This is a genomic window from Enterococcus sp. DIV0183, from assembly GCF_050541505.1.
Classification (GTDB): Bacteria; Bacillota; Bacilli; order Lactobacillales; family Enterococcaceae; genus Enterococcus; species Enterococcus faecalis.
On the sequence record NZ_CP172932.1, the window covers coordinates 1,221,303 to 1,235,127 of the forward strand.

General features: G+C 39.3%; 14 protein-coding genes. All 14 read left to right on the forward strand.

The window, feature by feature from the left end:
- Position 1: 1 nt before the first annotated feature.
- The 14 genes from IGK72_RS06080 (at position 2) to IGK72_RS06145 (ending at position 13,712) form a co-directional block, all read left to right on the forward strand.
- Positions 2-826 (forward strand): formate/nitrite transporter family protein, encoded by an 825-nt coding sequence (locus tag IGK72_RS06080; RefSeq protein WP_002357725.1) that lies wholly within the window; start codon positions 2-4, stop codon positions 824-826.
- The gene (locus tag IGK72_RS06085; RefSeq protein ID WP_002357724.1) at positions 816-1,397 is read left to right on the forward strand and encodes a hypothetical protein; all 582 of its coding nucleotides are present in this window, start codon (positions 816-818) and stop codon (positions 1,395-1,397) included. Before IGK72_RS06080 ends, IGK72_RS06085 begins: the two co-directional genes overlap by 11 nt.
- On the forward strand, positions 1,385-1,873 hold the full coding sequence (locus IGK72_RS06090; RefSeq protein WP_002357722.1) for an NAD(P)H-dependent oxidoreductase subunit E: 489 nt from the start codon (positions 1,385-1,387) through the stop codon (positions 1,871-1,873). The genes IGK72_RS06085 and IGK72_RS06090 overlap by 13 nt, the downstream gene beginning before the upstream one ends.
- An 11-nt stretch (positions 1,874-1,884) precedes the next feature.
- Positions 1,885-3,183, forward strand: a complete 1,299-nt coding sequence (locus IGK72_RS06095; RefSeq protein ID WP_002394421.1) for a complex I 51 kDa subunit family protein — start codon at positions 1,885-1,887, stop codon at positions 3,181-3,183.
- A gap of 2 nt (positions 3,184-3,185) precedes the next feature.
- Complete coding sequence (gene fdhF / locus IGK72_RS06100) at positions 3,186-5,906, forward strand: formate dehydrogenase subunit alpha (RefSeq protein WP_002380247.1); 2,721 nt, start codon at positions 3,186-3,188, stop codon at positions 5,904-5,906.
- Between the two features lie 17 nt (positions 5,907-5,923).
- Positions 5,924-7,126 (forward strand): molybdopterin molybdotransferase MoeA, encoded by a 1,203-nt coding sequence (locus IGK72_RS06105; protein ID WP_070415875.1) that lies wholly within the window; start codon positions 5,924-5,926, stop codon positions 7,124-7,126.
- A gap of 718 nt (positions 7,127-7,844) precedes the next feature.
- The gene (moaC, locus tag IGK72_RS06110; RefSeq protein ID WP_002360420.1) at positions 7,845-8,354 is read left to right on the forward strand and encodes a cyclic pyranopterin monophosphate synthase MoaC; all 510 of its coding nucleotides are present in this window, start codon (positions 7,845-7,847) and stop codon (positions 8,352-8,354) included.
- Positions 8,351-9,325 (forward strand): GTP 3',8-cyclase MoaA, encoded by a 975-nt coding sequence (gene moaA / locus IGK72_RS06115; RefSeq protein WP_080390603.1) that lies wholly within the window; start codon positions 8,351-8,353, stop codon positions 9,323-9,325. Before moaC ends, moaA begins: the two co-directional genes overlap by 4 nt.
- A gap of 2 nt (positions 9,326-9,327) precedes the next feature.
- Positions 9,328-9,762: an MOSC domain-containing protein gene (locus tag IGK72_RS06120; RefSeq protein WP_002357714.1), complete on the forward strand. Its 435-nt coding sequence runs from the start codon at positions 9,328-9,330 to the stop codon at positions 9,760-9,762.
- On the forward strand, positions 9,755-10,237 hold the full coding sequence (locus tag IGK72_RS06125) for a MogA/MoaB family molybdenum cofactor biosynthesis protein (RefSeq protein ID WP_002365607.1): 483 nt from the start codon (positions 9,755-9,757) through the stop codon (positions 10,235-10,237). Before IGK72_RS06120 ends, IGK72_RS06125 begins: the two co-directional genes overlap by 8 nt.
- A gap of 3 nt (positions 10,238-10,240) precedes the next feature.
- The gene (locus IGK72_RS06130) at positions 10,241-11,212 is read left to right on the forward strand and encodes a molybdopterin-binding protein (RefSeq protein WP_002379413.1); all 972 of its coding nucleotides are present in this window, start codon (positions 10,241-10,243) and stop codon (positions 11,210-11,212) included.
- Positions 11,213-11,230: 18 nt separating this feature from the next.
- Positions 11,231-12,031 carry a molybdate ABC transporter substrate-binding protein gene (modA, locus tag IGK72_RS06135; RefSeq protein ID WP_023895666.1) on the forward strand — a complete coding sequence of 267 codons (801 nt, stop codon included), beginning with the start codon at positions 11,231-11,233 and terminating at the stop codon, positions 12,029-12,031.
- 8 nt (positions 12,032-12,039) lie between these two features.
- A complete protein-coding gene (gene modB, locus IGK72_RS06140) occupies positions 12,040-12,711 on the forward strand; it encodes a molybdate ABC transporter permease subunit (protein ID WP_002357709.1) in 672 nt (223 codons plus the stop codon).
- Positions 12,708-13,712, forward strand: coding sequence for an ATP-binding cassette domain-containing protein (locus IGK72_RS06145; RefSeq protein WP_002384570.1), 1,005 nt, complete (start codon positions 12,708-12,710; stop codon positions 13,710-13,712). The genes modB and IGK72_RS06145 overlap by 4 nt, the downstream gene beginning before the upstream one ends.
- Positions 13,713-13,825: the final 113 nt, after the last annotated feature.

Below are 13,825 nucleotides of genomic sequence, written 5' to 3' on the forward strand. Positions count from 1 at the left end.
AATGGATTTTTTCAGTAGTGAAGAAATAGTTGCAAGCTTAGGTGATAAGGCAGAAATGAAAGGTAAATTATCGTTTGTTCGACTCTGTATTTTAGGCATCATGGCTGGTTTTTGTATTGCACTGGGTTACTTGGCGTTTATTCGTATCACTGGAACTGCCCCCACAGAATGGGGAAGTTTTAACAACTTTCTGGGTGGAGCTTTATTTCCAGTTGGATTGATAGCGCTTACTTTTGTTGGTGGTGAGTTAGCAACAGGCAATATGATGGTAATGACATTAGGCGTATTACAGAAAAAGGTTCGAGTGGGCGCTCTTTGTTATAACTGGATAGTTGTTTTATTGACCAATTGTCTAGGCGGATTTCTTGTGGCGTATTTATTTGGCCATATTGTTGGGTTAACTGAAGGTGCGTTTCTGGATAAAACAGTCGCAGTTGCTCAGGCGAAAATTGCTGATCCACCGCTAGTTGCTTTTGTTTCAGGGATTGGCTGTAATATTTTTGTTTGTTTAGCGGTTTATCTCGGAGCGTTGGCAAAATCATATTTAGGTAAAATGTTTGGCTTATGGTTTCCTGTCATGGTTTTCGTTGTTTGTGGGTTTCAACACGTGGTCGCCAATGCGTTTATTATTCCAGCGGCAATTTTTTCACAAAGTACCACAATCAGTTGGTGGGATTATTTGCAGAATACATTATGGGTATTTTTAGGCAATGCAGTAGGGGGCAGTCTTTTTATGGCCGTACCATTGATCTTTATGACAAAACCAGCAACTGTCAAACCAAGAGTTGAGAAAACGATTCAGACGGAGGAGCTCTATGGCAATTGAGATACCAAACATGATTCAAATTGGTTCTACTGGTCGGAATAGTGGCAAAACGACATTAGCCGAAGCTCTTATTAAACAGTACCAAGAAGTCTATCCAATTTATGGCTTGAAGATTATTACGATTAGTGGTCAACGAGGGGTGTGTCAACGAGGCACAAAAGGATGCGGAATTTGTACCAGTATTACAGCTGGTTATGAATTAGTAGAAGAGCAAGAGACGATTGGCAATAAAGATACCATGAAATTATTAGCTGCAGGCTGTCAAAAAGTTTTTCTATTGAAGGTTTTTCAAGAAAATTTGGCGGAAGCCATTCAGCAATTTCTGAAAGCTGTGCCGGCCCAAGCATTAATCATTTGTGAATCAAATTCATTACGTAATGTTGTGCAGCCAGGACTATTTCTTATGATGAATAACCAGAATCGCCAAAAAGAATCAGCAAAAAAAGTTATAGATAAAGCCGATTTTTGTTTACTATCTGCTGAAATACCAAAAGAATTGCGTATCTATTATCAAGGAGAACAACTTCAAGTTTCACTAAAAAGGGGGAATAAAAAGGAATGTGTGCATTAAGCTTAATTGAAAAAGAAGCGATTATTCTAGAAAACGATGCTGATCCACAACGAATTTTAAATATTTTAATTGAATTACAATTTGCTTCAGAAGAAGGGTATATCGATCAGGAGACAGCTCAATTAGTTGCAGAGCATCTACATTTAACGGAAGCGCGAGTCTATGAAATCGTCAGTTTTTATGCCATTTTAAAGACGGAACCGCAAGCGAAGTATGTCTTGAAGATTTGTAACAGCACACCGTGTCATTATACTGGTGGGGCGATGGTTGCCGAAGTTTTAGAAACCATTTTAGAAGTGCCAGAGAATCAGCCGACACCAGATGGCTTATTTATGTATCACAGTATTCCTTGTATCGGGGCTTGTGATTTAGGTCCAGTAATTAAAATTAAGGACACCGTTTTTAGTCAACTAACAGAAGAGAAAATTTATCAATTAATTCAACATTTACAAAATGATTGCTATGAAGGACTGTAGGAGGTGAGTCAATGCTTAAGAGAAACCAACCAATGTTATTAGAGAGAATGGGAAAAATGCAATCTGCGACCGATGTTGCTGAATATTGTAAATACGATGGATTTGATGGTTTAAAAAGAGCAATTTCACTATCGGATGAAGAAATTTTAAACGAACTAGATGTTGCTCACTTAAGAGGTCGCGGTGGAGCAGCCTATCCTTTAGGAAAAAAATGGCGCCATCTTTATCATGCAAAAGGAACCACAAAGTACATTGTTTGTAATGCTGATGAAGGCGAACCAGGGACCTTTAAGGATAAAGTACTTTTATCTGAAGATCCATTGAGTGTGATTGAAGGAATGATCATTGCTGGCTATTTATTTTCAGCAAAAGCAGGTTATATTTATATGCGAGGAGAATATCGCAGAATCCAAAAAACATTTCAAGAAGCACTGGATAATGCACGACAAGCTGGTTTTTTAGGGGAAAACATTTTAGGAATTGAAGGATTCAATTATGATATTACGATTATTTCTGGTGCTGGCGCCTATATTTGTGGGGAAAATTCAGCACTTTTAAATTCAATTGAAGGAAAAACGGGGCGGCCGCGTGTTAAACCACCACACTTAGCAGATGTTGGTTTATATTTGCAACCAACATTAGTAAATAATGTTGAATCATTTGCAAGTGTTCCTGTAATTTTACGAGAAGGTGGACAAGCCTTTTTAGAGATGGGTACTGCCGATGGTGGCGGCACAAAGCTAATTTGTTTGTCTGGACATATTAAAAATCGGGGCTTATACGAGGTCAACCTTGGAACACCATTAGAAGAAATAATTTATGGCGAGCAATACGGCGGAGGCTCTGCAACTGGTCGATCATTAAAATTTATTCACTTCGGTGGACAATCCGGTCCAATTGGTGCTGTCGCAACGTTAAGGGATTGTTTGTATTCCTACGAAGATTTATGGGCCCATGACTTATCTGTCGGCTCTGGTGCAATTGTAGTAATGGATGATTCAGTCAATGTTGTGGACTATTTAGTACACGTGGCGGCCTTTTTTGCTCATGAGTCCTGTGGTAAATGCACCCCTTGCCGATTGGGAACAACTAGGATTTTGGAATTATTGAGTAAATTTAATCGGAACGAGGCAACAGCTAGTGATTTGCCGCGATTGGAAAAGATGCTCACGCATGTCACGCGATTATCAGCTTGTGGTTTGGGCCAATCCGTCGCAAATCCAATGAAGAGTGCATTGGCTTTGTTTCCAGAAGAATTTGAAACGACTGCTGAAACAGAAATCTATGCCACCAGCAAAGGAGGTTGGTAAAAATGAAAACAAAGTTGCATACGCAAACAGTTACGTTGTCTATTGATAACCAAGAAGTAACTGTGCCTAAAGGGACTACTATTCTCGAAGCAGCGAAAGGGCTAGGTGTTGAAATTCCAACGCTCTGTCATTTAAAGGAATTAGCACCTGATGGTTCTTGTCGGATGTGCGTGGTTGAGGTGGAAGGCGGTCGACGTGGAGGCTTAACAACTGCTTGTACGGCACATTGTCAAGAGGACATGGTTGTGTCAACACATTCTGAAAAAGTTGCTGATTCCAGACGTTTTATTCTTGATTTATTATTGAGTAATCATAAATTAGAATGTTTTTCTTGTGGAAAAAACGGGGATTGTCAATTACAACAGTATGCGCTAGATTATGGGATTGATGCCACTAGCTTTACCGAGGGAAAAAGAATGCCTTGCCATCAAGAAGATACCAGTAATCCATTTTTCTCTTATGATCCAGAAAAGTGTATCATGTGTCGTCGTTGTGCCCGTGTCTGTCAATTGCGGCAGGGAAGAGATGTACTTAGTATTGCTAATCGTGGCTTTGAAACAAAAATGATGCCAAGTTATGGGCAGGCGTTTGATCAATCTATCTGTGAATCATGTGGCAATTGTGTCTCTTCCTGTCCTACAGGTGCGTTAACAGCAAAAGATACGAAAGAGTACCGCAAATGGGAAACCCAGAAAATTCCTACAACTTGTCCGCATTGTGGGACAGGCTGTCAGATGAATTTACTCGTTAAAAATAATCGTTTGGTGGGTGTTGAACCCCTGGATGGACCAGCTAATAAAAATTTACTTTGTGTGAAAGGAAAATTTGCTTCATATAAATTTGTTGGGTCAGGAGATCGCTTAACGGAGCCATTAATTAAACGGAATGGCATTTTTGAACCTGCTTCTTGGGAAGAAGCCTTAACGCTTGTTTCGTCAAAATTTAACGAAATTAAAGCAGAAAACGGCGCGGATGCTCTTGCTGGTTTTTCGTGCTCTAGAGCAACAAATGAAGATAATTATGTCTTTCAAAAAATGGTGCGTGCTGCTTTTGGTACCAATAATGTTGATAACTGTGCCCGTGTTTGTCATTCGGCTTCGGTCCATGGTTTAGCCCAAACCTTAGGCTCTGGTGCGATGACCAATCCTATTGCTGATATCACTGAAGATGTCGACATGATTTTATTAGTAGGTTCCAATCCAGAAGAAGCTCATCCAGTTATTGGTGCGCAAATTCGCCAAGCCATCCAAAGAGGAACACAAGTTGTTGTTGTTGATCCGCGGAAAATTAACTTAGTGAAAGATAGTGCACTGCATTTACAAGTTCAGGCGGGAACGAATGTCGCATTTGCTAATGGCATGATGCATGTGATTTTGAAAGAAGGTTTAGCAGATCGCCATTTTATTGAAGAACGGACAGAAGGATTTTTAGATTTAGAAAAAATGGTGGCTGATTATACGCCGGAAAAAGTCGCAGAAATTTGTCATATTCATCCAGAAGATTTAATTCAAGCAGCACGCATGTATGCAAAAGCAGAGAAAGCACCAATCATTTATTGTTTAGGCGTAACGGAACATTCGACAGGAACTGAGGGTGTTATGAGTATGTCTAATTTGGCAATGTTGGTTGGTAAAGTTGGAAAACCAGGCTGTGGTGTCAATCCTTTGCGAGGTCAAAATAATGTTCAAGGTGCTTGCGATATGGGCTGTATGCCTTATGATTTCCCAGGCTATCAAAAAGTCAATAATCCAGAAGTGATCGACAAATTTGAAAAAGCTTGGCATGTGCCGTTAAATCGAAACACAGGTTTAACTTCTACTAAAGTCTTGCCAGCAGCAACGGCAGGAAATGTCAAAGGCCTTTATATTTTTGGAGAAGATCCAATTGTTACGGATCCAGACACAGGACATGTTCGTCAAGCTTTAGAAAGTTTAGACTTTTTAGTTGTTCAAGAATTATTTATGACCGAAACGGCTGCTTATGCAGATGTCGTTTTACCAGGCATCAGTTATGCAGAAAAAGACGGGACATTTACAAATACAGAACGGCGCGTGCAAAGAGTCCGTAAAGCTGTTGAACCAAGAGGACAAGCGCGAGAAGACTATGAAATTTTTTGTGAAGTCATGACACGAATGGGCTATCCTTGTGCGTATGAATCTGCAAAAGAAATTATGAAAGAAATTTCAGCTGTGACGCCTTCGTTTGGTGGAATTAATTATGAACGATTAGAGAAGGAGAGCTTACAATGGCCTTGTCGTAGCTTGACAGATCCAGGTACGCCGATTATGCATGTGGGCAGTTTTGCTCGTGGGAAAGGTTTATTTAAAGCAATTCCGTATAAGCAAGCCCAAGAATTACCAGATGAAGAGTACCCGTATTTAATGTCGACAGGCCGAATGCTTTACCATTACAATACCCGAGCAATGACAGGACGAACGGAAGGGATTAACCAAATAGCGAATCACTCTTATATTGAGATAAATGCAGTCGATGCACAAGCTCTGGGAATCCAAGAAGGTGACAAAGTTGAAGTTCATTCTCGACGTGGCAAAATTGAAACCTATGCGGCTGTCGGAAATCGAGTATTTCCGCAAGAAGTCTTTATGACATTCCATTTTCCAGATGGGAATGTTAACGAAATCACCAATGCTGTATTTGATGATATCGCCACAATTCCTGAATATAAAGTTTGTGCCGTTGCGATTAAACCAGTGAATAAATAAAAAAGGATGGTTAAAACATGATCGAGTTGGAAGAAGCACGAGAGAAAATGACCCAACATATGAAGAGTCAATGTGAAACAGAAGAAGTGGCGCTGCTTGATTCCTTGGGACGGATTAGCGGAGAAACCATTTTTGCAGAGACAGCGATTCCTCATTTTCCTCGTGCCGGGATGGATGGGTATGCCGTTCGGGCAGTAGAAACACGAGGTGCGACTGCTGAAATCCCAAGTTGTTTAAAAGTCGTCGGTTCTTTAGTGGCAGGGGATTCCATGTTTTATTGTAATCAGACGAATAACTGTGCGATTAAAATAACAACAGGTGCTTTTATTCCAACCGATTTTGATGCTGTAGTGCCACAAGAATGGACGGATTTTGGGCAAGACCATGTTAAAATTTTTCGCTCTGTCACTGCGGGCCAAAACTATGCGGAAATTGGAGAAGATATTGCTTTTCAGCAAAAAATTTTAGCAAAACATCAACAGATTAATAGTCGCATGATTGGTTTGTTGGCAATGCAAGGGATTGATAAAGTTGTTGTTTTGAAGCGCATGAAAGTGGGGATTTTAGCGACGGGTAGTGAGTTAGTTTCTTTGGAAGAACCACTGTCAGTTGGGAAAATTTATAATAGTAATCTCTACATGTTAGCAGCTTTTGTCAAAGCGAGTGGCAATGAAGTAATCCACCTAGACCATTGTTCAGATGACCCTGAAGAATTAGCGAAGAGGCTGATTGAGATTTCACCAAAACTTGATTTATTAATTACTTGTGGTGGTGTTTCGGTAGGTGAAAAGGACAATTTACCTTTAGCGATTAAACGTATCGGAGGAACAGAGTTGTTTCATTTTGTAAATATGAAACCTGGAACCCCAGTTATGGGAAGTCAATTTCAAGAAACACTCATTTTAAGCGTTTCAGGCAATCCGTTTGCGGCAATGGTTAATTTACATCTTTTTTACTGGACATTATTAGCTACTTTTTTTAATTGTGTCGAGTTAAATCTCAAGGAACGAACAGTAATTTTAGCGCATGAATTAGCCCCCAGTAGACTACGTCGATTTTACCGAGCGAAAGAAATAGATGGCAAAGTAAATTTAGTGACAAAAAGTCATCTTTCATCCAATTTATCAAATACTTTAGAAACAAATTGCCTGCTAGAACAACCAGCTGGTGTACTACTCAAAAAAGGCGCGCTTGTAAAAGTCTATTATTGGCAAACTTGATGACAACCTGACCTAAGATTAGTATGAAAGTAAGAGCCTGGAACAGAAATCACTTTGGATTTTTGTTCCAGGCTTAAAAATTGATAAACGGCGGGAACAGAAGCAACACTACGTGTTGCTCCGATCTCAACAACTTCTAAGGTGTTTTCTCGACATGCGTCTCGTCACAGTACAGCCTTCAAAAGAGCTACAGCTCTAAGAGTTGCGATGTTTCACTGTGAAGCATGAACAGATGAAATCATCGTACCTACTTGGTGAAGGTCCTTCGGAAATAAGCCGAAATTGTTGAGAATCACGAAGAACGTAGTGATTCGATGATGAACAATACCTACTTGGTCTCCAAAAATTAAAGAACACTGGGTAGGTATCATGCAACATCAACTCGTTCCTCGTTGTGTTTTATGACAATTTTCGGAAATTCCTTCTTATTGCTGAGAAACACTATTTGAAAAGCAAATAGATGTTGAACAGTACCTACTTGGTTCTCGGAGTTAAGCACTTCTATCCCGACCTCTTATTACTTATCAATTTTTAAGACTTAGACAAAAGTCTGGTCAGGCTAAGCAAAGCACGTAATTTTTGTCGCTTAACTTTTTTAACTTCGATTTCTCGCTAAAAAAAATTATGGATGCCAGATTGTTTTTTTGATACAAGAGTGATACACTTAAAAAAGAAGTATTGTGTAAACGTTAACAAATGTCAAATGTGAGGTGGAGAAATGGTTCAAAGTAAGGAATTTACGCACTTGAATACACAAGGAGAAGTGCATATGGTTGATATTTCGGAAAAAAATGACACTCAAAGAACAGCCCTCGCTTATGGAGAAATTCACATGTTGGAAGCGACAGCAGAAGCGATCCAGACCCAAATGATTAAAAAAGGTGAAGTATTACAGGTAGCAAGAGTCGCTGGGATTACCGCCGCAAAACGAACGTTTGAATGGATTCCTTTGTGTCATTTGGTTGCTTTGACAAAGTGTGAAATTCAGTTTAATTGGCGCAATCAAACTTGTTTAGAAGTACGTTGCTTTACAAAAACAGTGGGTTCAACTGGCGTTGAAATGGAAGCGCTAACAGGTGTGCAGGCAGCACTCTTAACAATTTATGACATGTGTAAAGCAATTGATCGCGGAATGACAATGACAAACATTGGTTTATTAGAGAAAAATGGTGGACGCAGTGGTCATTTCATTCGTTCTTCAATTAAATCAAAGGAAAGTGATGAGTGAACAGCATGAAAGATGCATTTAACCGTGAAATTGATTATGTTCGTTTGTCTTTAACAGATCGTTGTGACTTACGTTGCACGTATTGCATGCCAGCAACAGGTCTTTGCTTTTTAAAAAAAGAGCAGCTTCTAACAGATGATGAGATTATTTTTTTACTGAGGATATTAGCGAAAGAAGGCATCAAAAAAGTTAAATTAACAGGTGGTGAACCGCTTGTTAGACCAAATTTACTCTCTTTAATTAAAAGGATAAAGCAAATCTCAGGCATCGAAAAAGTAACCTTAACGACTAATGGCATGAAGTTAGCTCGTGAGGCTCAAGGATTAAAAGAGGCGGGCTTGGACGGCATTAATATTAGCTTAGACACTTTGGATCCAGAAGAATTTCGTGAAATAACAAGAGTTGGTCAGTTAAGGAATGTTCTGGCGGGCTTAGAACAAGCGATTGATGTGGGATTACCTAATATCAAAATTAATACTGTAGCTAGGAAAGAGCTAAGTGAAGCAACAATTGTAGAACTGGCTGAAATCGCTAAGAAAGAGACTGTGCATCTTCGTTTCATTGAAATGATGCCAATTGGATTAGGGAAGGAGCATCCAGGTAAGCAACAAGAAGAAGTAGAAGCCATTTTAACCAAACATTATGGAACGTTGCAACCATACCAAAAACCATTGGGCAATGGCCCTGCTAGTTATTACGCCTTAAAAGATTTTAAAGGGAAAATAGGTTTTATTAGTGCATTAGGGCATTGTTTTTGCGAGACGTGCAATCGAATTCGAATTACTGCAGACGGCCATTTAAAAACGTGCCTGCATTCTGCAGACGGCTACTCGTTAAAGGAAGCTTTAGCTATGGAACAAACAGCAGAATTGTTAGGGATTATCAAGAGTGGCATTGCCTGTAAGCCTGAAAAACATCTTTTCTTGGAACAACAAGGAGAACAACGATTTATGTCACAAATAGGAGGGTAAGTATGAAAACAGGAGAAATTATTGCAATAAATATTAGCCCGCGAAGAGGCACACAGAAAAAGGAAATTCCTGAAGTCAACTTAATTAAAGGTTTCGGATTAGAAAATGATGCGCACGGCGGTAATTGGCATCGACAAGTCAGTTTGTTATCTTTTGAAGAAATAACGGCTTTCAATGAAAAAGGAGCTCGGGTTGGCAATGGTGCTTTCGGGGAAAATATTATCGTCTCAGGGATTGATTTACGTCAATTACCTGTTGGAACGAAAATGAAAATAGGCGATTCCGAATTGGTGGTTACTCAAATTGGGAAAGAGTGCCATAAACACTGTCAGATTTACGCGCGAGTGGGCGATTGCATCATGCCTAGAGAAGGGATTTTTGCAGTTGTTGTGACAGAAGGTCATATTAAAAAAGGAGACCAGTTAGACGTTGTTTAAAGTGGGCATTGTAACATTAAGTGATCGTTGCTTTCAAGGGCTTGCTGTCGACCAATCGGGGCCCTTGATTCGTGAACAGTTACCTGTGCTCTACCAGGTAACCAAACAAACCATTTTACCAGATGAAGAAAATCAATTAGTAGAGCTATTGCAAGAGTGGTCTAAGACCTGTGATTTGATTTTAACGACAGGCGGCACAGGGTTGAGTGAACGGGATCGGACCCCAGAAGCTACCTTACGTGTAGCAGAGCGAATCATTCCTGGGATCAGTGAGGGCTTGCGTCAACTTAGCTTGGAAAAAACACCATTTGCTATGTTAAGTCGAGGCGTTTCTGTTCAAAGAGGACGCACGCTCATTGTTAATTTGCCTGGTAGCCCGAAAAGTGTAACAGAACATTTGCATTTTTTGTTGCCTGTTTTGCCCCACGCTTTGGATTTAATCACAAATAAAAAAATCATACATGATGAGGAATAAACCATGAAAACAATTCGAACAGAAGAGGCAGTTGGCCTTCCATTGAGTCATGATATTACGCGAATTGACTATGGGAAGACCAAGGAAGTGTGTTTTAAAAAAGGACATATAGTTGTTCAAGAAGATATTCCAATTCTTTTATCATTAGGGAAAAAACATCTGTTTGTTTCCTTGGATCCAGCAGAAATACATGAAGAAGAGGCAGCGACATTTTTGTATAACCTGTTAACAGATGACTCATGTCAGCCGAGTGAAGTCCATGAAGGAAAAATTGTTGCTAAAGCTAGCACGAGAGGTCTTTTAAAAGTCAATCGAGAAAAATTAATTGCTTTAAATGAAATTGAAGGTCTCGCCTTGTCAACTAAAGTTACCAATATAGAAGTTCAGAAAGATGAAAAAGTTGCAGCCTTTCGAGTGATTCCACTAACAATTTCTAAAAGCCAATTAGAAAAGGCACGCCAGCTCAGCACGTCTGAGCCACTAATCTCTGTGAAACCTTTCAAAAAAATACGGGTCGGGATTGTAACTACTGGCAGTGAAGTTTACACAGGATTGGTTGAGGATGCTTTTTACCCTGTGTTAAAAGCCAAGTTCTCCGCGTATCCTTTAGTTACGATTGTCAAGCAAGAAATTGTCGATGATCAGCCGCAAAAAATTACTGTTGCGATCAAAAAGATGTTAGCACAAGGGGTTGATCTGATTGTTTGTACAGGTGGTATGAGTGTAGATCCTGATGATTTGACACCGTTAGCAATTAAGCAGACAGGTGCTGAAATCGTAACCCATGGGACACCAGTCTTACCAGGCTCAATGTTTTTGCTAGCTTATAAAGGAGAGCAAACGATCATTGGCTTACCAGGTGGTGTTTTATTTTCAGAAAAAACGGTTTTTGATTTGTTGTTACCAAGATTAATGGCCAAAGAAGTGATTAAAAAATCTGAAATTATTGATTTGAGTTATGGCGGGTATTTATAAAAGAAAAGAGGCGTTCAAATGTCTAAACAAAAAAAGGCTGTGTTCCTGCTTAGTTTATTCAGTTTAGTTGCCCTAATTGCTGCATGTACAAATCAGCCGCAAAAAGAAACAGTTTCAACAAAAAAAGAAGAAATAACCCTTGCGGCAGCAGCTAGCTTAGAATCAGTCATGGAGAAGAAAATTATTCCATCCTTTGAAAAAGAGCATCCAGATATTCAGGTAACTGGAACCTATGATAGTTCTGGAAAATTACAGATGCAAATTGAAAAAGGCCTAAAAGCCGATGTATTTTTCTCGGCTTCGACAAAACAAATGAATGCATTGGTTGCAGAAAAACTAATTAATAAAAAAAGTGTCGTTCCTTTATTGGAAAACCAGCTCGTTCTTATTGTGCCTAACCAAGATCAAGCAAAGTGGCATGATTTTTCTGATTTAAAAAAAGCCCAAATGATAGCAATTGGTGATCCTGCAAGTGTTCCAGCTGGTCAATATGCCGAAGAAGGCTTAAAAGCTTTAGGTGCTTGGTCTTATGTAGAAAAACACGCAAGCTTTGGCACGAATGTAACAGAAGTCCTTGAATGGGTGGCTAATGCAAGTGCAGAAGCTGGCTTGGTTTATGCGACAGATGCAGCAACCAATTCAAAAGTAGCGATTGTTGCGGCCATGCCTGAAGCTGCTTTGAAAAAGCCAATTATCTATCCAGTTGGTAAAGTTGCCGCCTCTAAGAAACAAAAATCAGCAGATGCTTTTTTAAATTTTTTACAGAGTCAACAATGCAGAAAATATTTTGAAAATATTGGCTTTAAGTTAACAAAGTAGGTGGGAAAATGGATGTTCGACCAATTCTTTTATCTTTTCAGACAGCAATAATCGCCATTTTATTTACTTTTGTTTTAGGAACAGGCGTTGCGTATATTGTTTTTCGTTTGAAAAATCGTAAATTAAAAATTCTTTTGAATAGTTTATTTACGTTGCCATTAGTTTTACCGCCGACGGTTTTTGGCTTTTTTCTCTTAACTATTTTTGGTGTTCAGCAACCAGTGGGCCAGTTTTTACTTGATTTTTTTGCCATTCAAGTTGTTTTTTCGTGGCCAGCTACGGTTATTGCTGCCGTTGCTGTTTCATTTCCTTTAATGTATCGTTCAGCCTTAACGGCGTTTGAACAAATGGATAGTGAATTGTTGGCGGTAGCCCAGACACTCGGGTTTTCGGAAAGTCGATATTTTAGAAAAATTGCGTTACCTTTGTCGATGAACGGTCTTTTGGCCGGTGGCGTGTTAGCCTTTGCCCGTGGGTTAGGCGAATTTGGAGCGACGACAATGTTAGCGGGGAATATTGCTGGCAAAACAAGAACGCTTCCTTTAGCTATCTACTCTGCTGTAGCAAGTGGGGATTGGCGCTTAGCCAATCAATATGTTGTAATTATGTTATTACTTTGCCTGATTATTTTATTTTTTACGGAATTTTTTAGTCAGCGCGCTTGGAGAAGATCGGAATGAGATTAATTGTTGATATTCAAAAAGAATTGAAAAGTCATACTTTGCAAATTCAGTTTGAAACAAAGACGCAAACAACAGGAATTTTAGGTGCTTCTGGTTGTGGCAAGAGTATGTTATTAAAATGTATTGCGGGTGTTGAGACTGCGGATAAAGGTCAGATTGTTTTAAATGATCAAGTCTTATTCGATGCTGAACAAAAGATCAATTTGTCGCCGCAACAACGAAAAATTGGTCTTTTGTTTCAACAGTATGCGTTGTTTCCTCATTTGTCGGTAGTAGAAAATCTGACGTGCGTGACAAAAGATTTACAATTGGTCACTCAATTGCTTGCATCTTTTCACTTAACTAAAGTCCAAGAACAATATCCTAGTCAACTTTCTGGAGGACAAAGACAGCGAGTGGCTTTTGCGCGAATGCTAGCGGCTCAGCCGGCTTACCTGTTATTAGATGAGCCATTTTCCGCATTAGATGCACCCTTAAAGGAAGAGCTGCAAATTGAACTTCAACAGCGATTAAGTAATTTAAATCAACATGCCTTAATTGTGAGTCATAGTTTAGATGAACTGTATAAGTTATGTCAGAGTTTAGTGATAATCACAAAAAGCAAAACACTTTTTGGTGCAACAAATCAATTATTTAACCAACCTCAAACGATTGAAGCAGCTAAACTCACTGGTTGTAAAAATATTTGGCCTGTCAAACGCATAGATGCGCACAGAGTCCAAGTGATTGGCTGGCAACAAACACTAACGGTTACACAAGAAGTTCCTATTTCTTGTCATTCTATAGGTATTCGGGCCCATGATTTCACAACAGAACCGCAGGCAACCAATCAAATCGAAGTGCATCACTTACAAACATTGTCAGCACCTTTTGAACAAAGTGCTTGGTTTCAACACCAACAAACCAAAATTTGGTGGAAAGGCAGCAATAGACTCAATCCGAAAGTTATTACTCAGTTATCCATTCCACCTACAGCAATTATGCCATTATGTCTATAAAATAGAAAAAGATTACGTGAAGCGGTTGACATATGATTGCATCTTCATTTATAATAGATTCATGAAAGGTTATTCATGTAAACGGAATAATCGCTATTATATAGGGAGTGAAG

Excerpts from the sequence above, each read along its gene's own strand:
- modB (WP_002357709.1), top strand. The coding sequence starts at position 12,040 with ATGGATGTTCGACCAATTCTTTTATCTTTTCAGACAGCAATAATCGCC.
- IGK72_RS06145 (WP_002384570.1), top strand. The coding sequence starts at position 12,708 with ATGAGATTAATTGTTGATATTCAAAAAGAATTGAAAAGTCATACTTTG.
- IGK72_RS06130 (WP_002379413.1), top strand. The coding sequence starts at position 10,241 with ATGAAAACAATTCGAACAGAAGAGGCAGTTGGCCTTCCATTGAGTCAT.
- modA (WP_023895666.1), top strand. The coding sequence starts at position 11,231 with ATGTCTAAACAAAAAAAGGCTGTGTTCCTGCTTAGTTTATTCAGTTTA.
- IGK72_RS06120 (WP_002357714.1), top strand. The coding sequence starts at position 9,328 with ATGAAAACAGGAGAAATTATTGCAATAAATATTAGCCCGCGAAGAGGC.
- moaC (WP_002360420.1), top strand. The coding sequence starts at position 7,845 with ATGGTTCAAAGTAAGGAATTTACGCACTTGAATACACAAGGAGAAGTG.
- fdhF (WP_002380247.1), top strand. The coding sequence starts at position 3,186 with ATGAAAACAAAGTTGCATACGCAAACAGTTACGTTGTCTATTGATAAC.
- IGK72_RS06090 (WP_002357722.1), top strand. The coding sequence starts at position 1,385 with ATGTGTGCATTAAGCTTAATTGAAAAAGAAGCGATTATTCTAGAAAAC.
- IGK72_RS06095 (WP_002394421.1), top strand. The coding sequence starts at position 1,885 with ATGCTTAAGAGAAACCAACCAATGTTATTAGAGAGAATGGGAAAAATG.
- IGK72_RS06105 (WP_070415875.1), top strand. The coding sequence starts at position 5,924 with ATGATCGAGTTGGAAGAAGCACGAGAGAAAATGACCCAACATATGAAG.
- IGK72_RS06080 (WP_002357725.1), top strand. The coding sequence starts at position 2 with ATGGATTTTTTCAGTAGTGAAGAAATAGTTGCAAGCTTAGGTGATAAG.
- IGK72_RS06085 (WP_002357724.1), top strand. The coding sequence starts at position 816 with ATGGCAATTGAGATACCAAACATGATTCAAATTGGTTCTACTGGTCGG.